The sequence below is a fragment of the Microbacterium testaceum genome, assembly GCF_003075375.1.
In the GTDB taxonomy this organism is placed as follows: domain Bacteria; phylum Actinomycetota; class Actinomycetes; order Actinomycetales; family Microbacteriaceae; genus Microbacterium; species Microbacterium testaceum_E.
In genome coordinates, this window is the sequence record NZ_QDFT01000002.1 from 102,206 (window position 1) to 115,186 (window position 12,981).

A 12,981-nucleotide genomic window follows, 5' to 3' on the forward strand; every position below is an offset into this window, starting at 1 on the left:
AAGGGACGAACTCGGTCTCCACCTTTCGGATGATCCGGTGGCGCCGTGGCATCCGTACTGTGGAGGGCGACATGCCGCACCGCACCCTCGCCCCCGTCTTCGCGGGCCTGCGCCTGGGCCTGCACGTCCTGTTCGGCGGGCTGCTGGCGCTGGTCGTCGTGCGCGTCCTGCTCACCGACGGTTCGCCGGTCGCGCTCGCCCTCAGCGGGGTGCTGGGGCTCGTCTACCTGTGCGGGATCGCCGTCGCCCGACGGCGGAGCCGGGTGCTCGCCGTGGCGTGGGTCGCCGTGCTGACCCTTTTGTGGGCATCGCTGGTGTGGCTGGTGCCCGAGGCGGCGTATCTCGTCTTCCCCCTGTTCTTCCTGTACCTGCACGTGCTTCCCCGGGTCGCGGGCCCGCTCGCCGTCGTCGCGACCACCGCGGTGACGATCGTCGCCTTCGCGGTGCACGGCGGGCTGACCGTCGGGGGAGTCGTAGGACCCATCGTGGGCGCCGGCGTGGCCCTGCTCATCGGTCTGGGCTACTCGGCCCTCGAGCGCCGCGCGGCCGAGCGCGAGGCCCTCATGGCCGAGCTGATCGCCACGCGCGACCGCCTGGCCGCGGCCGAGCGCGAGCAGGGCGTCCTGGCCGAGCGGTCGCGCCTCGCGCGCGAGATCCACGACACCGTCGCGCAGGGACTGTCCAGCATCCAGATGCTGCTGCACGCGGCGGAGCGGGCGGATGCCGACGGCCCCGGCCTCGACTACGTGCGGCTCGCGCGCCGGACGGCGGCGGACGGTCTCGCCGAGACGCGCCGGTTCATCCGCGAGCTCGCCCCGCCGAGCCTGGACAGCGGACTGGGCTCCGCCCTCACCCGGCTCGCCGCCGAGCGCGCCACGAGCGAGGGCATGGACGTCGACGTCGTGATCGACGATGACGTGGTCCTGCCGATGGACGCGCAGACGGCGCTGCTGCGCATCGCGCAGGGGGCGCTCGCGAACGTCGCGCAGCACGCGCGCGCGGACCGGGTCGGCATCCGTCTGACCCGGAACGAGCGGACGGTGCGGCTGCGGATCGCCGACGACGGCGTGGGCTTCGACCCGGCGGACCTCGAGGGCTCGGCATCCCCGACGGATTCCTTCGGTCTGCGCGCGATGCGCGAGCGGGTGGACCAGCTCGACGGCCGGCTCGACGTCGTCAGCGCCCCGGGACGGGGGACGGTCGTCTCGGTGACCCTGCCGGTGGGGCCGTCGTGATCCGGGTGGTGATCGCCGACGACCACCCCGTCGTGCGCGCGGGGGTGCGGGCGCTGCTCGACGCCGAGGACGACATCGTCGTGGTGGGCGAGGCGGCGACCCCCGACGAGGCCGTCGCCCTGGCCGAGACCCACGCGCCCGAGCTGGTGCTCATGGACCTGCAGTTCGGCGACCGCGCATCGGGAACCGAGGCGACGCGTCGCGTGCGCGCGCTCGCGGCGCCGCCCTACGTCCTCGTGCTGACGAACTACGACACCGACGGCGACATCCTGGGAGCCGTCGAAGCGGGAGCCAGCGGGTACCTGCTCAAAGACGCGCCGCCCGACGAGCTGCTCGCGGGCGTCCGCGCGGCGGCGGCGGGGCAGAGCGCCCTGGCCCCGGCCATCGCGGGGCGCCTGCTCGCCCGACTGCGCGAACCGCGCGTCACGCTCTCGGCGCGCGAGATCGAGGTGCTCCAGCTCGTGTCGCGCGGGGCGTCCAACGCCGAGGTCGCGGCCCGTCTGCACATCACCGACGCCACGGTGAAGTCGCACCTCGCGCACGTGTTCTCGAAGCTCGGGGTGACCTCGCGCACCGCCGCCGTCGCGAGCGCACGGGGTCTCGGCATCCTGCGCTGATCCGGTCGACGGCGCTCTTGCGCCGAGGAGCCGCCCGTACGATGGGGGGATGATCCGGGTGCGCGTGGTCGGTGTCGCCCTCGATCCGGCCCAGCAGCACGTCATCCTGCTCTCGCCCGCGGATCCCCTCGCCGACGGGGAACGCGTCCTCCCGGTCTGGATCGGGGCGCAAGAGGCGATGTCGATCCTCGTCGCGATCGAGGGCACGGGCAGCCCCCGCCCCCTCGCGCACGACCTGATGACGGCGATGCTGGGTGAGCTGTCGGCATCCGTGTCCCGGGTCGAGATCACCCACCTCGACGAGGGGACCTTCCACGCGCGGGTGGTGCTCGACACGCCCGCGGGACCGCGGACCTTCGACGCGCGGCCCTCGGACGCGATCGCCCTCGGCGCGCGCGTCGACGCCCCGCTGTGGGTCGCCGAGACGGTGTTCGCCGAGGCGGGCGTCCCGCGCGACGCGGTCGAGCTCGACGGCGAGGAGCCCGACACCGGCCGCGGCGACGAGGAGCGGGTCGCGGAGTTCCGGCGATTTCTCGACGACGTCGATCCGGACGACTTCCAGGGCTGACGGGCCGCCACGTCCCGCGCGCTCCTAGACTCGCCAGGGGGCCGCGCGTCGCGGCCGTCACCCACGACGAACGGGGAACTGATGCAACTCGCCATGGTCGGACTCGGACGGATGGGCGCCAACATCGTGCGCCGGTTGATGAGGGACGGTCACGACTGCGTCGTCTTCGACGTGAACCAGGATGCCGTCGCCGCCCTCGTCGCCGAGGGGGCGACCGGCGCGACCAGCATCGCCGACCTGGCCGCGAAGCTGCAGAAGCCGCGCGCGGTCTGGCTCATGATCCCCGCCGGTCTCACCGGCACGGTCGTCGATCAGGTCGCCGAGGTGCTCGAGCCGGGCGACATCATCATCGACGGCGGCAACTCGAACTACCGTGACGACGTCCGCCGGGCGAAGAAGCTCGACGACAGCGGCATCCACTACGTCGACGTGGGAACGAGCGGGGGCGTCTTCGGTCTCGAACGCGGCTACTGCCTGATGGTCGGCGGGCACGACGAGGCCGTCGCCCACCTCGAGCCGGTCCTGCGCACGATCGCCCCGGGGCCGGGCGAGGTCGAGCGCACCCCCGGCCGCGAGGGCGACTACACCACCGAAGAGCAGGGCTACCTGCACTGCGGTCCCTCCGGGGCCGGGCACTTCGTGAAGATGGTGCACAACGGCATCGAATACGGCATCATGGCCGCCCTCGCCGAGGGGCTGAACGTGCTGAACAACGCCGACGCAGGGCTGCACCAGGGCGAGCACTCGGCCGAGGTCGCCCCGCTCGAAGAGCCCGAGTACTACCAGTTCGACATCGACACGGCGCGCGTGACCGAGCTGTGGCGTCGCGGATCGGTCATCTCGTCGTGGTTGCTCGATCTCACCGCCGCCGCTCTCTCGCAGAACCCCACGCTGGACGGCCTCGCCGGCCGCGTCTCTGACTCGGGCGAGGGGCGTTGGACGGTCAAGGCCGCCGTCGACACCGGCGTGCCGGTGCCGGTGCTGGCCGCGTCGCTGTTCGAGCGCTTCGCGTCGCGCGGAGAGGACCACTTCGCCAACCAGGTGCTCTCGGCGATGCGCCTGCAGTTCGGCGGACATCAGGAGCTGCCCGCCGGCGACGTGCTCGAGGCCGGTCAGAAGAAGGCCGAGAGCGGTCGCGACTGACCGCGACGCCCCGCCCGCCGTGCCCGGCATCGGGGGCGGGGCGCGTCGTCGACATGGTGCCGGCCGGGGGAGACTAGAGGGATGAGCAGTTCCGCCCCGACCTCCCCGACCGACCGCTACGTCGTCGCCACCGACGGCGCCTGCAAGGGCAACCCCGGTCCCGCCGGCTGGGCGTGGGTCGGCGAAGACGGGCACTGGGCCGCGGGCTCCATCCCCTCGGGCACCAACAACATCGGCGAGCTGCTGGGCCTGCTGTACGCGATCACCGACCACGCCGATGTGCGCGAGCTCGTCGTGCAGGCCGACTCGAAGTACGCCATCGACACCTATTCGTCGTGGATGGACGGCCATCGTCGCCGAGGCTGGGTGACGAGCGCCAAGAAGCCCGTCGCCAACCAGGGCATCCTCGAGGCGCTCATCGCCGCGCGTGACGCGCGGCGGGCCGCGGGCCTGCCCGACGTCGTCCTCGAACACGTGCGCGGGCACTCCGGCCACGTGCTCAACTCGTGGGCCGACGAGCGCGCCGTGCGGGCCTCGCAGCACGCGGCGAAGGGCGAGGAACTCATCTGGACGTCGCTGCGCGGACTCGAAAAGCTCGAGGTCGCCTCGGCGCCCCCGCGCTCGGCCGCCGACCGCAACGGCCGCTAGCCGGCGAGCACCTCGGTTTCTTCGGCGGGCGTCAGGCCCGCCCGTCGCGGGCGGACGATCCCGCGCTCGCGCTCGTCCCGCAGGGTTCTGCGCATCGTCTCGGAGAGCGACCGGCGTCGACCCCCGGATGCCACGAACATCGCGTCGCTACGGCGGGCGAAGCCGTCGGCGTCGCGGGGCAGCCAGAGCGGCAGCGAGCGGGGCCCCGCCCAGAAGGCGACGCCGCGAGCGGTCAGAACGTCGTCCTCGACGACGACGGTCTCGCCGTCCGCCGCTGCGGCGTCTCGCGCGGACGCGAGCACCGCGGCGAGGGGGAGGGCTTCGCCGACCGCATTCACCGGTCCGGTGATCCCGGCGTCACCCGCTGACACGATCCACGCCGCGAGATCGTCGACGTCGATCGCCTGAACCCAGCGGTCGGTCGCGTCGGGGACGAGGACCTGCCCGCCGCGGGCGAAGCGGGCGGGCCAGTAGCCGTATCGGTCGGTCGGGTCGCCGGGACCGACGATCAGCCCCGCCCGGGCCAGCAGGGCGCGCTCGCCCACGGCCGCCGAGGTGAGCCGTTCGGCGTGCACCTTGGCATCCGCGTACTGCTCGAGATCGGCCGGCTCGACCAGCTCCGCCGTCTCGTCGGCGAAGGGGGCGTCGGAACGGGCGTAGACCGAGACGCTCGACACCAGGGTCCAGTGCGCGGCGTTGTCGGCGAGGGAGTCGAGGGCGGATGCCACGAACCCGGGGTCCCACGAGAGTTCGACGACCTCGTCCCAATCGCGCCGCACGGCGTCGTACGCCGTCGGGTCCTGCCGGTCGGCGCGGATCAGCCGGGCGCCAGGCGGCGCGTGGCCGGATTCGCCGCGGGCGAGGCACGTCACCTCGGTGCCCTGCGCGACGGCGTGCGCCGCGACGGCGCGACCGAGCCACGCGGTTCCCCCGAGGACGAGCATCTGTCGCATGCGTCCGAGCACACCATCGGCGGCCCCCCGGAAGCCAGCGATTTCGCGGACGGCGGACGGGCCGGGGCCACAGCCGGTTCGGGTGACGGGGAGGGTGATTCTCTGGGGGCGGCGGTTGTCTGGGCCCGTGACATTGGGGTCCATCGCCGATCCGGCATACGCCTTCCGCTAGCTTCTCGCCCACGGCATATGTCTCCGTGGGGGGACTCGACGAAGGAGTGGAACATGACCGACGTACGTACGCATCACCAGCTGGGCCGACCGACCGCAGCGTTCGTGGGGGCCTCGTGGGTGGCCCTCGGCCTGGGTGCCTCGGTGTACTTCATCGGGCTGTACAACGCGCAGATGGCCCTCTCGGAGAAGGGCTTCTACCTCGCGGTCTTCCTCCTCGGCCTCTTCGCGGCGATCTCGGTGCAGAAGGCGGTCCGCGACCGCGCGGAGGACGTCCCGGTCACGGGCGCCTACCTCGGCGTCGCGTGGGGAATGCTGCTCGTGGCCCTCGCCCTCATGTCCGTCGGGCTGTGGAACGCCGACCTGCTGCTCTCCGAGAAGGGGTTCTACGGCATCGGTTTCGCCATGAGCCTCTTCGCGGTCGTCGCGGTGCAGAAGAACGTCCGCGACCTGGCCGCCTTCCGCTCGGTGCACCCGGATCCCGCACCCGTCGAGCACCCCGGATACCCGACCATCGGCTGACGCCTCAGGCGACCGGCGTCCCCTGATGGAACAGGCACCGCGGTGCGGGGTCGAACCGCCAGAGGGACGACCGGCGGCTGACGCGGTCCTCGAACCGCAGCAGGTAGGTGAGCAGCACGCTGTCGGGGCCGACGAGGCGACTGTCCTTCTCGCAGATCTCTGGAGCGTCGTCCGCCCCCGGGTCTTCCCGCAGGGCGGCGACGATCGCGTCCCGTGTCCACCGGCGACCGGACCGACCGATCTCCACGAACGAGGGATCGAGCAGGGCGGTGACCTGCCGCGGATCGGCGCGCACGCCAGGGTTCAGCAGACGCTCCTCGGCGGACCAGGCCGCGGCGGCGAGGCTCTCGGCATCCCGAGCTCTGCCGCGGATGACGTAGGAGCGCTCGATCCCCGCGGTCTCTCGTCCCCACGTGCTCGTCGCGACGCGCCGCTGATGCGCGTCGAACGCCGCTTCGTCGACGAAGCGCTCGGACACGCGCCAAATCCCCTCGCTCCCGGTGGGGGCCACGTCGAACGAGAGGCATCCCGGCTCGGCGCGGGTCAGGGCGATGTGCTCGGCGAGGTGGGCGTGTACGCGCTTCGCCTCGGCGGCGTTGGCGCACCGCAGCTCTCCGGTGAGGGTCACCTCGGGACTGCGCGGCACGGGCGTCGTGGTGCCGGTCGCCCAGTCGCGGCGAAGCACGCTGTAGGCGACGGATGCCACCGGCTCCGCGCCCTCGACCGGCCAGCCGTCGCGGTAGAAGGCCTCGTGCACCCACCCGCACCGCTCGAAGACCCGCCGCATCGCGATGTTGTCCTCGCGGGTCTGGCCCTCGAAGCGGATGACCGCGGGATACCGCGAGAAGACGAGGTCGGTGGCGATCCGAAGCGCGGCGGAACCGTGTCCCCGACCCCGGGCGTCGTCGGCGAGGCGCACATCGATCATCGCCGTGGCATCGTCGAGATCATCGAGACGGAGCACGCCGACGCGGCTGCCCCGGTCGTCGACGATCCAGAACGTCGCGACTGCGTCGCCGTGCCACGCGCCGTCGTCGATGGACGCGCGAACCTGAGCCGCCGTCCATCGCGGGCGGACGTGGAAGGGAAAGACCTGCGTCGTCAGAAACGACGCGAGTGCGGCACTGTCGATGCCGGCCGGATCCATGCGCGCGAGGGTGATTCCCATCCGCCCACCGTAGACAGCCCCGGCACAGTCGCGCTGTCTAGGCTGGAGTGAACGATCCGTTCTTCTGAGGAGCCCGCCATCTCGACTGCCTCGACCTCCGTGTCCACCCGTGCGATCCGCACCGTGTCGTTGTCGATCGCGGGGATCGGTGCCGCCGTCACGATGGGCGCCCTCGGCCCCTGGTTCACCCCGGTCATCCTGCTGGTGGCGACGGCGGGAGCGCTGCTGGTCATCTGGCGCGGGGGCGGTGCGGTGGTCGGCGCGCGCGCGGCCGTTCCGGTGCTCGCCGTCGTGGCGGTGTTGACGGTCGCGGCGCTGATGGGGCTCGCCGGCGTCCTCTCCTCCGCGTGGGTGTGGGCGTCACTCGGCGCATACGCCGTCGCCTGGGGCGAGTACCTCGTCTCGCAGACGGTCGCCCGCTCCCGCGTCTGAGCAGGGCCGCGTCAGGCCGCAGTGTCCAGACGCTTCCGCCCGAAACGCCGAACGGACCCGGATGCCGAGGGCATCGGCATCCGGGTCCGTTCGGGGGTTCGCTCAGACCGTCGCGAGCGTCGATCGCCAGCCGAGGGCGGGAGCGACGTGCCTCGCGAAATTCTCGACCAGGCGCAGGTTGAACTCCACGCCCATCTGCGAGGGGATGGTCAGCATCAGCGTGTCGGCGCTCATCACCGCGGCGTCGTTCTGCAGCTGCTCGACGAGGACGTCGGGCGTCGCAGCGTACGTCTTGCCGAACGTGGAACGCATGCCGTCGATGACGCCGATCTGGTCGCTGCCGGCCGAGCCCGAGAAGTACAGCTCGTCCTCGGCCGTCACGATCGGGAAGATGCTGCGGCTGACCGATGTGCGCGGCTCTCCCGCGTGGCCGGCCTCGCGCCACGCGGCGCGGAAGGCGTCGAGCTGCTGCGCCTGCAGCAGGTCGAAGGGCGTTCCGTCGGCCTCGGTGAGCAGCGTCGACGACATGAGGTTCACGCCGAGTCGACCCGCCCACTCCGCCGTCGCGGTGGTGCCCGCACCCCACCAGATGCGATTGCGGAGCCCGGGGGAGTGCGGCTCGATGCGCTGCAGCCCGGTGCCGCCGCCGAAGGGGCTCATCGGGTCGCGCTCGGCCAGGCCCTCGCCGTCGATCGCGCGCAAGAAGAGGTCGAAGTGCTCGCGGGCGATGTCGGCGCCGCGGGGGTCCTGCGAGCCGGTGTATCCGAACGCCTCGTAGCCGCGCTGCACCGTCTCGGGTGACCCACGGCTGACGCCGAGCGCGAGCCGGTTGCCGCTGATCAGATCGACGGATGCCGCCTCCTCGGCGAGCATGAGCGGGTTCTCGTACCGCATGTCGATGACCCCCGTGCCCACCTCGATGCGCGAGGTGCGGGCGGCGATCGCCGCGAGCAGCGGCATGGGAGCTGCCTGCTGACGCGCGAAGTGATGCACGCGGAACGAGATGCCGTTCACGCCCAGGTCGTCCATGCCCTGGGCGAGGTCGATCGCCTGGAGCATCGAGTCGCCGGCGGACAAGTGGTGCCCGCCGCCGAGGGGGCCGTAGTGGCCGAAGGAGAGTGTGCCGAAGGAGCGCATGCGGTGTTCAACACCGCCCCGTCTGATCTATTCCCGCGCATGTACCGAGAACGACCCCGGGGCGGCCGGGGTGTGGAACCATTCTGAGAATGGACGACGGCGCGCGCGACGAGCTCGAGCGGCTGCGTGCGCGGGCCTACGGACCGGACGCCGACCTCGCCGACGACCCCGTCGCGTGGGACCGCCTGCGCGAGCTCGAAGAGCAGGTGCGGTTCGCGGCGATCGCGCCCCCGCCCGCCCCGGCTTCCGTTCCGCCCGCGGGGCCCGTGGCATCCACCGATCCTGAGATCGAGGACGACGACGATGTCGGGGCCGACGAACCTCCGCGCCGACGGCGGCTGCCCGTGCGCTCGCGCCGTGGGGTGTGGGCGTGGGCGGTTTCGCTCGCCGCGGTGACGGCGCTGGCCAGCGCGGCGACCGCGTTGGGGGTGTCGTTCGTGCCGGTGGCCGGCGCCGCGGTGGCGCCGCAGGTCGGCACGCTCACGCCGGATCCGGGCGCGGACATCCCCGCGGTGTTCGGTCAACGCACCGGTTCCGAACGGGCGTTCCAGGATTACTTCGGTGTGACGGCCTACGTGGCGCTCGCGCGCACCGACTCCACCGACACCCGCAATCCGTGCCTGTACCTGCTCGACTCGGGCGAGGTGGGCCGCGACGACGGGCGGGCCCCGGGCGGCAACTTCGTGTACGGGGGCTGCGGGGCCGGGGTGTTCCCCGCGACGGTCGAGTTCGTCGTCGCCGAGGGGATGCCCCCGGCGTTCGTGGAGCGCTTTCCGATCGGCACGAGCGTGCAGTTCGTCTACGACGGCGAGAACGTCGGCGTGTTCAGCGACCGCGGCTGACGCTCCCGCACGTCCAGCGGGGGCTCGCGCGCTCCGCGGATGAGAGGGTGGAGCAGTGACCTCCCTCCTCGACCACGTGCCCGCCGGCGCCGATCCGGATGCCGTCTACCTGGGCTTCGTCGAGTGGGCGGCCTCGCGCGGGCTCACCCTCTACCCCGCGCAGGACGAGGCCGTCATCGAGATCGTCTCGGGCGCGAACGTCATCCTCTCCACGCCCACCGGCACGGGCAAGTCGCTCGTCGCGGTGGCCGCGCACGCGGCATCCCTCTCCCGAGGCGGCCGCACCTATTACACGGCGCCGATCAAGGCACTCGTGAGCGAGAAGTTCTTCGCCCTCGTCGACATCTTCGGCGCCGAGAACGTCGGCATGGTCACCGGCGACTCGTCGGTCAACTCCGACGCGCCGATCGTGTGCTGCACCGCCGAGATCCTGGCGAACCTCGCCCTGCGTCAGGGGGCCGACGCGGACGTCGACCAGGTCGTGATGGACGAGTTCCACTACTACGGCGAGGCCGACCGGGGTTGGGCGTGGCAGGTGCCGCTGCTGCTGCTGAATCGGGCGCAGTTCATCCTCATGTCGGCCACCCTCGGCGACGTCGAGGACATCGCCGACGACCTGTCCCGGCGCACGGGGCGGCCCACGGCCCGCGTGACGGGCGTGGAGCGGCCCGTACCGCTGCACTTCGAGTACGCCCGCACACCCGTGCACGAGACGGTGCAGGAGCTGCTCGACACCCGGCAGGCCCCCATCTACGTCGTCCACTTCTCGCAGGCCGCCGCCATGGAGCGCGCCCAGGCGTTGTCGTCGATCCGGATCATCGGGCGCGAGCAGCGCGACGAGATCGCCGAGGCGATCGGCGGTTTCCGCTTCACCACCGGCTTCGGCAAGACGCTCTCGCGCTACGTCCGCGCGGGCATCGGCGTGCACCACGCGGGCATGCTGCCGCGCTATCGGCGACTGGTCGAGACGCTCGCCCAGCGGGGCCTGCTGCGCGTCATCTGCGGCACCGACACCCTCGGCGTGGGGATCAACGTCCCGATCCGCACCGTGCTCATGACGGCGCTCACCAAGTACGACGGCACACGCATGCGGCAGCTCTCGGCGCGCGAGTTCCATCAGATCGCCGGACGCGCGGGCCGGGCCGGCTACGACACCGCGGGCACGGTGGTCGTCATGGCACCCGACCACGAGATCGAGAACGCCGCGCAGATCCTCAAGGCCGGCGACGACCTCAAGAAGCAGAAGAAGATCGTCCGCAAGAAGGCGCCGCAGGGCTTCGTCAACTGGACCGAGCAGAGCTACGACCGGCTCGTCGCAGCCGAGCCCGAACCCCTGCAGCCCCAGATGAAGCTGAGCGCCGCAATGCTCATCAACGTCATCGCTCGCGGCGGAGACGTGTTCGGCAACGTCCGCTCCCTCGTCTTCGACAACCACGAGCCACGCGCCCGGCAGTACGAGCTCGCCCGTCGCGCCATCGCGATCTTCCGCACCCTCGTGCAGGCCGGCGTGGTGGAGGCCGGGGCCGACGGCATCCGTCTCACCGTCGACCTGCAGCCCAACTTCGCGCTGAACCAACCGCTGTCGCCGTTCGCGCTCGCCGCGATCGAGATGCTCGACCCCGAGGTGGAGCTCGGAAGGGGACCGGATGCCGCGCCCCCCGCATCGTCGGTCGGCACCGGCCACTACGCGCTCGACGTCGTCAGCGTCATCGAGGCGACCCTCGACGACCCGCGCCCGATCCTGTCGCAGCAGCAGTTCCGCGCGCGCGGAGAAGCGGTCGCGGCGATGAAGCGCGAGGGCATCGAGTACGACGAGCGCATGGAGCTGCTCGAGGAGATCACCTGGCCCAAGCCGCTGGACGAGCTGCTCGCCCAGGCGTACGAGGTGTTCGCGTCGAGCCAGCCGTGGATCCGCGACTTCGAGCTGTCGCCCAAGTCGGTCGTACGCGACATGTTCGAGCGGGCCTGCTCGTTCGGCGAGTACGTCTCGCTGTATCAGCTGGCCAGGAGCGAGGGGCTCGTGCTGCGCTACCTCAGCGACGCCTACCGGGCTATCCGCCAGACGGTGCCGGTCGATGCGCAGACGCCCGACCTGCTCGACCTGATCGCGTGGCTCGGCGAGCTGGTGCGGCAGGTGGACTCGAGCCTGGTCGACGAGTGGGAGCAGCTGATCAACCCCGCCGACGACCCGGACGCCCCCGTCGTCCCGCCGGCGCCGCCGTCGATCCTCACCAACCGACGCGCGTTCGTCGTTCTCGTGCGCAACGAGATGTTCCGCCGCGTCCAGCTGGCGGCCCTGCAGCGCGATGACGAGCTGGTCGAGCTCGATGCCGAGGTCGATTGGCCCGGGGTTCTCGACCGCTACTTCGACGAGCACGACTCCATCGGGACAGGGGGAGCGGCGCGCTCCTCCGCCCTGGTCGAGATCGACGAGTCGTCGGCGTCGGACGGCGTCTGGCGCGTCGAGCAGACCATCGACGACCCCGCGGGCGACCACGACTGGCGCATCCGCGCCGAGGTCGACCTCGCCGCCTCGGAAGAAGAGGGCACCGCGATCGTGCGGGTCACCGAGGTGCTGCGGCTTTGACGGGTTCTCTCATGGATGGGGTGAACTCCGGCGGATTCCCATGTTCACATGCGGCTGTTCCGGTTACGGTGCACTCATGACTGCGACGCACGGCGCCACCTCGTCAACCTCGACACCGATCAGGTGTTGATCGGCCTCGGAGCGGTGCTCTCGACGTCCACCGTGGTGGTTCTCTGCGGGTTGCGCATCATCTTTCTCGGGGTGGAACGGCGGATGGACCGCCGACTGGCCGAATCAAACCACGCGTCTCATGAGGCCGGGAAGGTCGCCATCGTCCTCGGGGAACGACGGATGCCGAGGCCCTGAGGCCCCGGCATCCGGTGTGTTCGATCGCGCTCAGGACTTGCGGGCGACGCGGTTCTCGGCGCTGACCATCCACGACAGCTGCTCGAGACGCTCGAGAACACCGTGCAGGATGTCGGCGCTCGTGGGGTCCTCGTCGTCGACGTCGTCGTGCACGTCGCGGACGGTGCCGACGACGGCATCCAGACGCTCGGTGATGAGGTCGATGACCTCGGCGGTGTCGACCTCGCCCTGCGGGAACTCCGGCAGGGTGGTGGTCTCGGCGACGGTGTCGCTGCGGCCGTCGGGCAGGGCGTGCAGCGAACGCATGCGCTCGGCGATCTCATCGCCGAACTCGCGAGCGGCGTCGATGATCTCATCGAGCTGCAGGTGCGTGTCGCGGAAGTTCTTGCCGACGACGTTCCAGTGCGCCTGCTTGCCCTGGATCGACAGTTCGATCAGGTCGACCAGTACGGCCTGCAGGGCGTCGGTCAGCTGCTCGGACGCCTGGAAGCCCTTCTCGGCGTTCTGCTCGTCGGTGGTCTCGGGACCGCTGCCTCCGCGCGCGGGGCGACGGCGGTTCTTGGTGGGGGCGTCCTTGGTGGTGGTGGACATGCGCGTTCCTTTCGCTCACGGTCACCAGCGACGTTAGGGCCGCCGGGTCGGCAGCCACCGG

At 71.6% G+C, this 12,981-nt stretch carries 13 protein-coding genes; 9 read left to right on the top strand and 4 right to left on the bottom strand.

The window, feature by feature from the left end:
* Positions 1 to 71: 71 nt before the first annotated feature.
* From DC432_RS01270 to DC432_RS01290, 5 genes are all read left to right on the top strand, one after another.
* Positions 72 to 1,235 carry a sensor histidine kinase gene (locus DC432_RS01270; RefSeq protein WP_116536343.1) on the top strand — a complete coding sequence of 388 codons (1,164 nt, stop codon included), beginning with the start codon at positions 72 to 74 and terminating at the stop codon, positions 1,233 to 1,235.
* Positions 1,232 to 1,852 carry a response regulator gene (locus DC432_RS01275; protein ID WP_116536344.1) on the top strand — a complete coding sequence of 207 codons (621 nt, stop codon included), beginning with the start codon at positions 1,232 to 1,234 and terminating at the stop codon, positions 1,850 to 1,852. The genes DC432_RS01270 and DC432_RS01275 overlap by 4 nt, the downstream gene beginning before the upstream one ends.
* Positions 1,853 to 1,901: 49 nt before the next feature.
* Positions 1,902 to 2,420 carry a bifunctional nuclease family protein gene (locus DC432_RS01280; protein WP_116536345.1) on the top strand — a complete coding sequence of 173 codons (519 nt, stop codon included), beginning with the start codon at positions 1,902 to 1,904 and terminating at the stop codon, positions 2,418 to 2,420.
* 81 nt (positions 2,421 to 2,501) lie between these two features.
* Positions 2,502 to 3,563 carry a phosphogluconate dehydrogenase (NAD(+)-dependent, decarboxylating) gene (gnd, locus tag DC432_RS01285; protein ID WP_116536346.1) on the top strand — a complete coding sequence of 354 codons (1,062 nt, stop codon included), beginning with the start codon at positions 2,502 to 2,504 and terminating at the stop codon, positions 3,561 to 3,563.
* 81 nt (positions 3,564 to 3,644) lie between these two features.
* On the top strand, positions 3,645 to 4,211 hold the full coding sequence (locus DC432_RS01290) for a ribonuclease H family protein (RefSeq protein WP_116536347.1): 567 nt from the start codon (positions 3,645 to 3,647) through the stop codon (positions 4,209 to 4,211).
* On the opposite strand, the gene DC432_RS01295 is transcribed toward DC432_RS01290, so the two are convergent.
* Positions 4,208 to 5,164 (bottom strand): NAD-dependent epimerase/dehydratase family protein, encoded by a 957-nt coding sequence (locus tag DC432_RS01295; RefSeq protein WP_116536410.1) that lies wholly within the window; start codon positions 5,162 to 5,164, stop codon positions 4,208 to 4,210. The two genes, DC432_RS01290 and DC432_RS01295, sit on opposite strands and share 4 nt — an antisense overlap.
* Before the next feature lie 225 nt (positions 5,165 to 5,389).
* Here DC432_RS01295 and yiaA point away from each other — a divergent pair, with 225 nt between their 5' ends.
* Positions 5,390 to 5,857 carry an inner membrane protein YiaA gene (yiaA, locus tag DC432_RS01300; RefSeq protein ID WP_108320686.1) on the top strand — a complete coding sequence of 156 codons (468 nt, stop codon included), beginning with the start codon at positions 5,390 to 5,392 and terminating at the stop codon, positions 5,855 to 5,857.
* A 4-nt stretch (positions 5,858 to 5,861) separates the two neighbouring features.
* On the opposite strand, the gene DC432_RS16680 is transcribed toward yiaA, so the two are convergent.
* Complete coding sequence (locus DC432_RS16680; RefSeq protein ID WP_116536348.1) at positions 5,862 to 7,025, bottom strand: GNAT family N-acetyltransferase; 1,164 nt, start codon at positions 7,023 to 7,025, stop codon at positions 5,862 to 5,864.
* Between the two features lie 99 nt (positions 7,026 to 7,124).
* Here DC432_RS16680 and DC432_RS01310 point away from each other — a divergent pair, with 99 nt between their 5' ends.
* Positions 7,125 to 7,457: a hypothetical protein gene (locus DC432_RS01310; RefSeq protein ID WP_116536349.1), complete on the top strand. Its 333-nt coding sequence runs from the start codon at positions 7,125 to 7,127 to the stop codon at positions 7,455 to 7,457.
* 102 nt (positions 7,458 to 7,559) lie between these two features.
* On the opposite strand, the gene DC432_RS01315 is transcribed toward DC432_RS01310, so the two are convergent.
* Positions 7,560 to 8,594, bottom strand: a complete 1,035-nt coding sequence (locus tag DC432_RS01315) for an LLM class flavin-dependent oxidoreductase (RefSeq protein ID WP_116536350.1) — start codon at positions 8,592 to 8,594, stop codon at positions 7,560 to 7,562.
* An 89-nt stretch (positions 8,595 to 8,683) separates the two neighbouring features.
* Between DC432_RS01315 and DC432_RS01320 the strand changes: the two genes are divergently transcribed.
* Both DC432_RS01320 and DC432_RS01325 read left to right on the top strand, forming a co-directional pair.
* On the top strand, positions 8,684 to 9,436 hold the full coding sequence (locus tag DC432_RS01320; protein ID WP_116536351.1) for a hypothetical protein: 753 nt from the start codon (positions 8,684 to 8,686) through the stop codon (positions 9,434 to 9,436).
* Between the two features lie 55 nt (positions 9,437 to 9,491).
* Positions 9,492 to 12,023: a DEAD/DEAH box helicase gene (locus tag DC432_RS01325; protein WP_116536352.1), complete on the top strand. Its 2,532-nt coding sequence runs from the start codon at positions 9,492 to 9,494 to the stop codon at positions 12,021 to 12,023.
* Positions 12,024 to 12,359: 336 nt separating this feature from the next.
* On the opposite strand, the gene DC432_RS01335 is transcribed toward DC432_RS01325, so the two are convergent.
* Positions 12,360 to 12,920, bottom strand: coding sequence for a Dps family protein (locus tag DC432_RS01335; RefSeq protein WP_116536354.1), 561 nt, complete (start codon positions 12,918 to 12,920; stop codon positions 12,360 to 12,362).
* Positions 12,921 to 12,981: the final 61 nt, after the last annotated feature.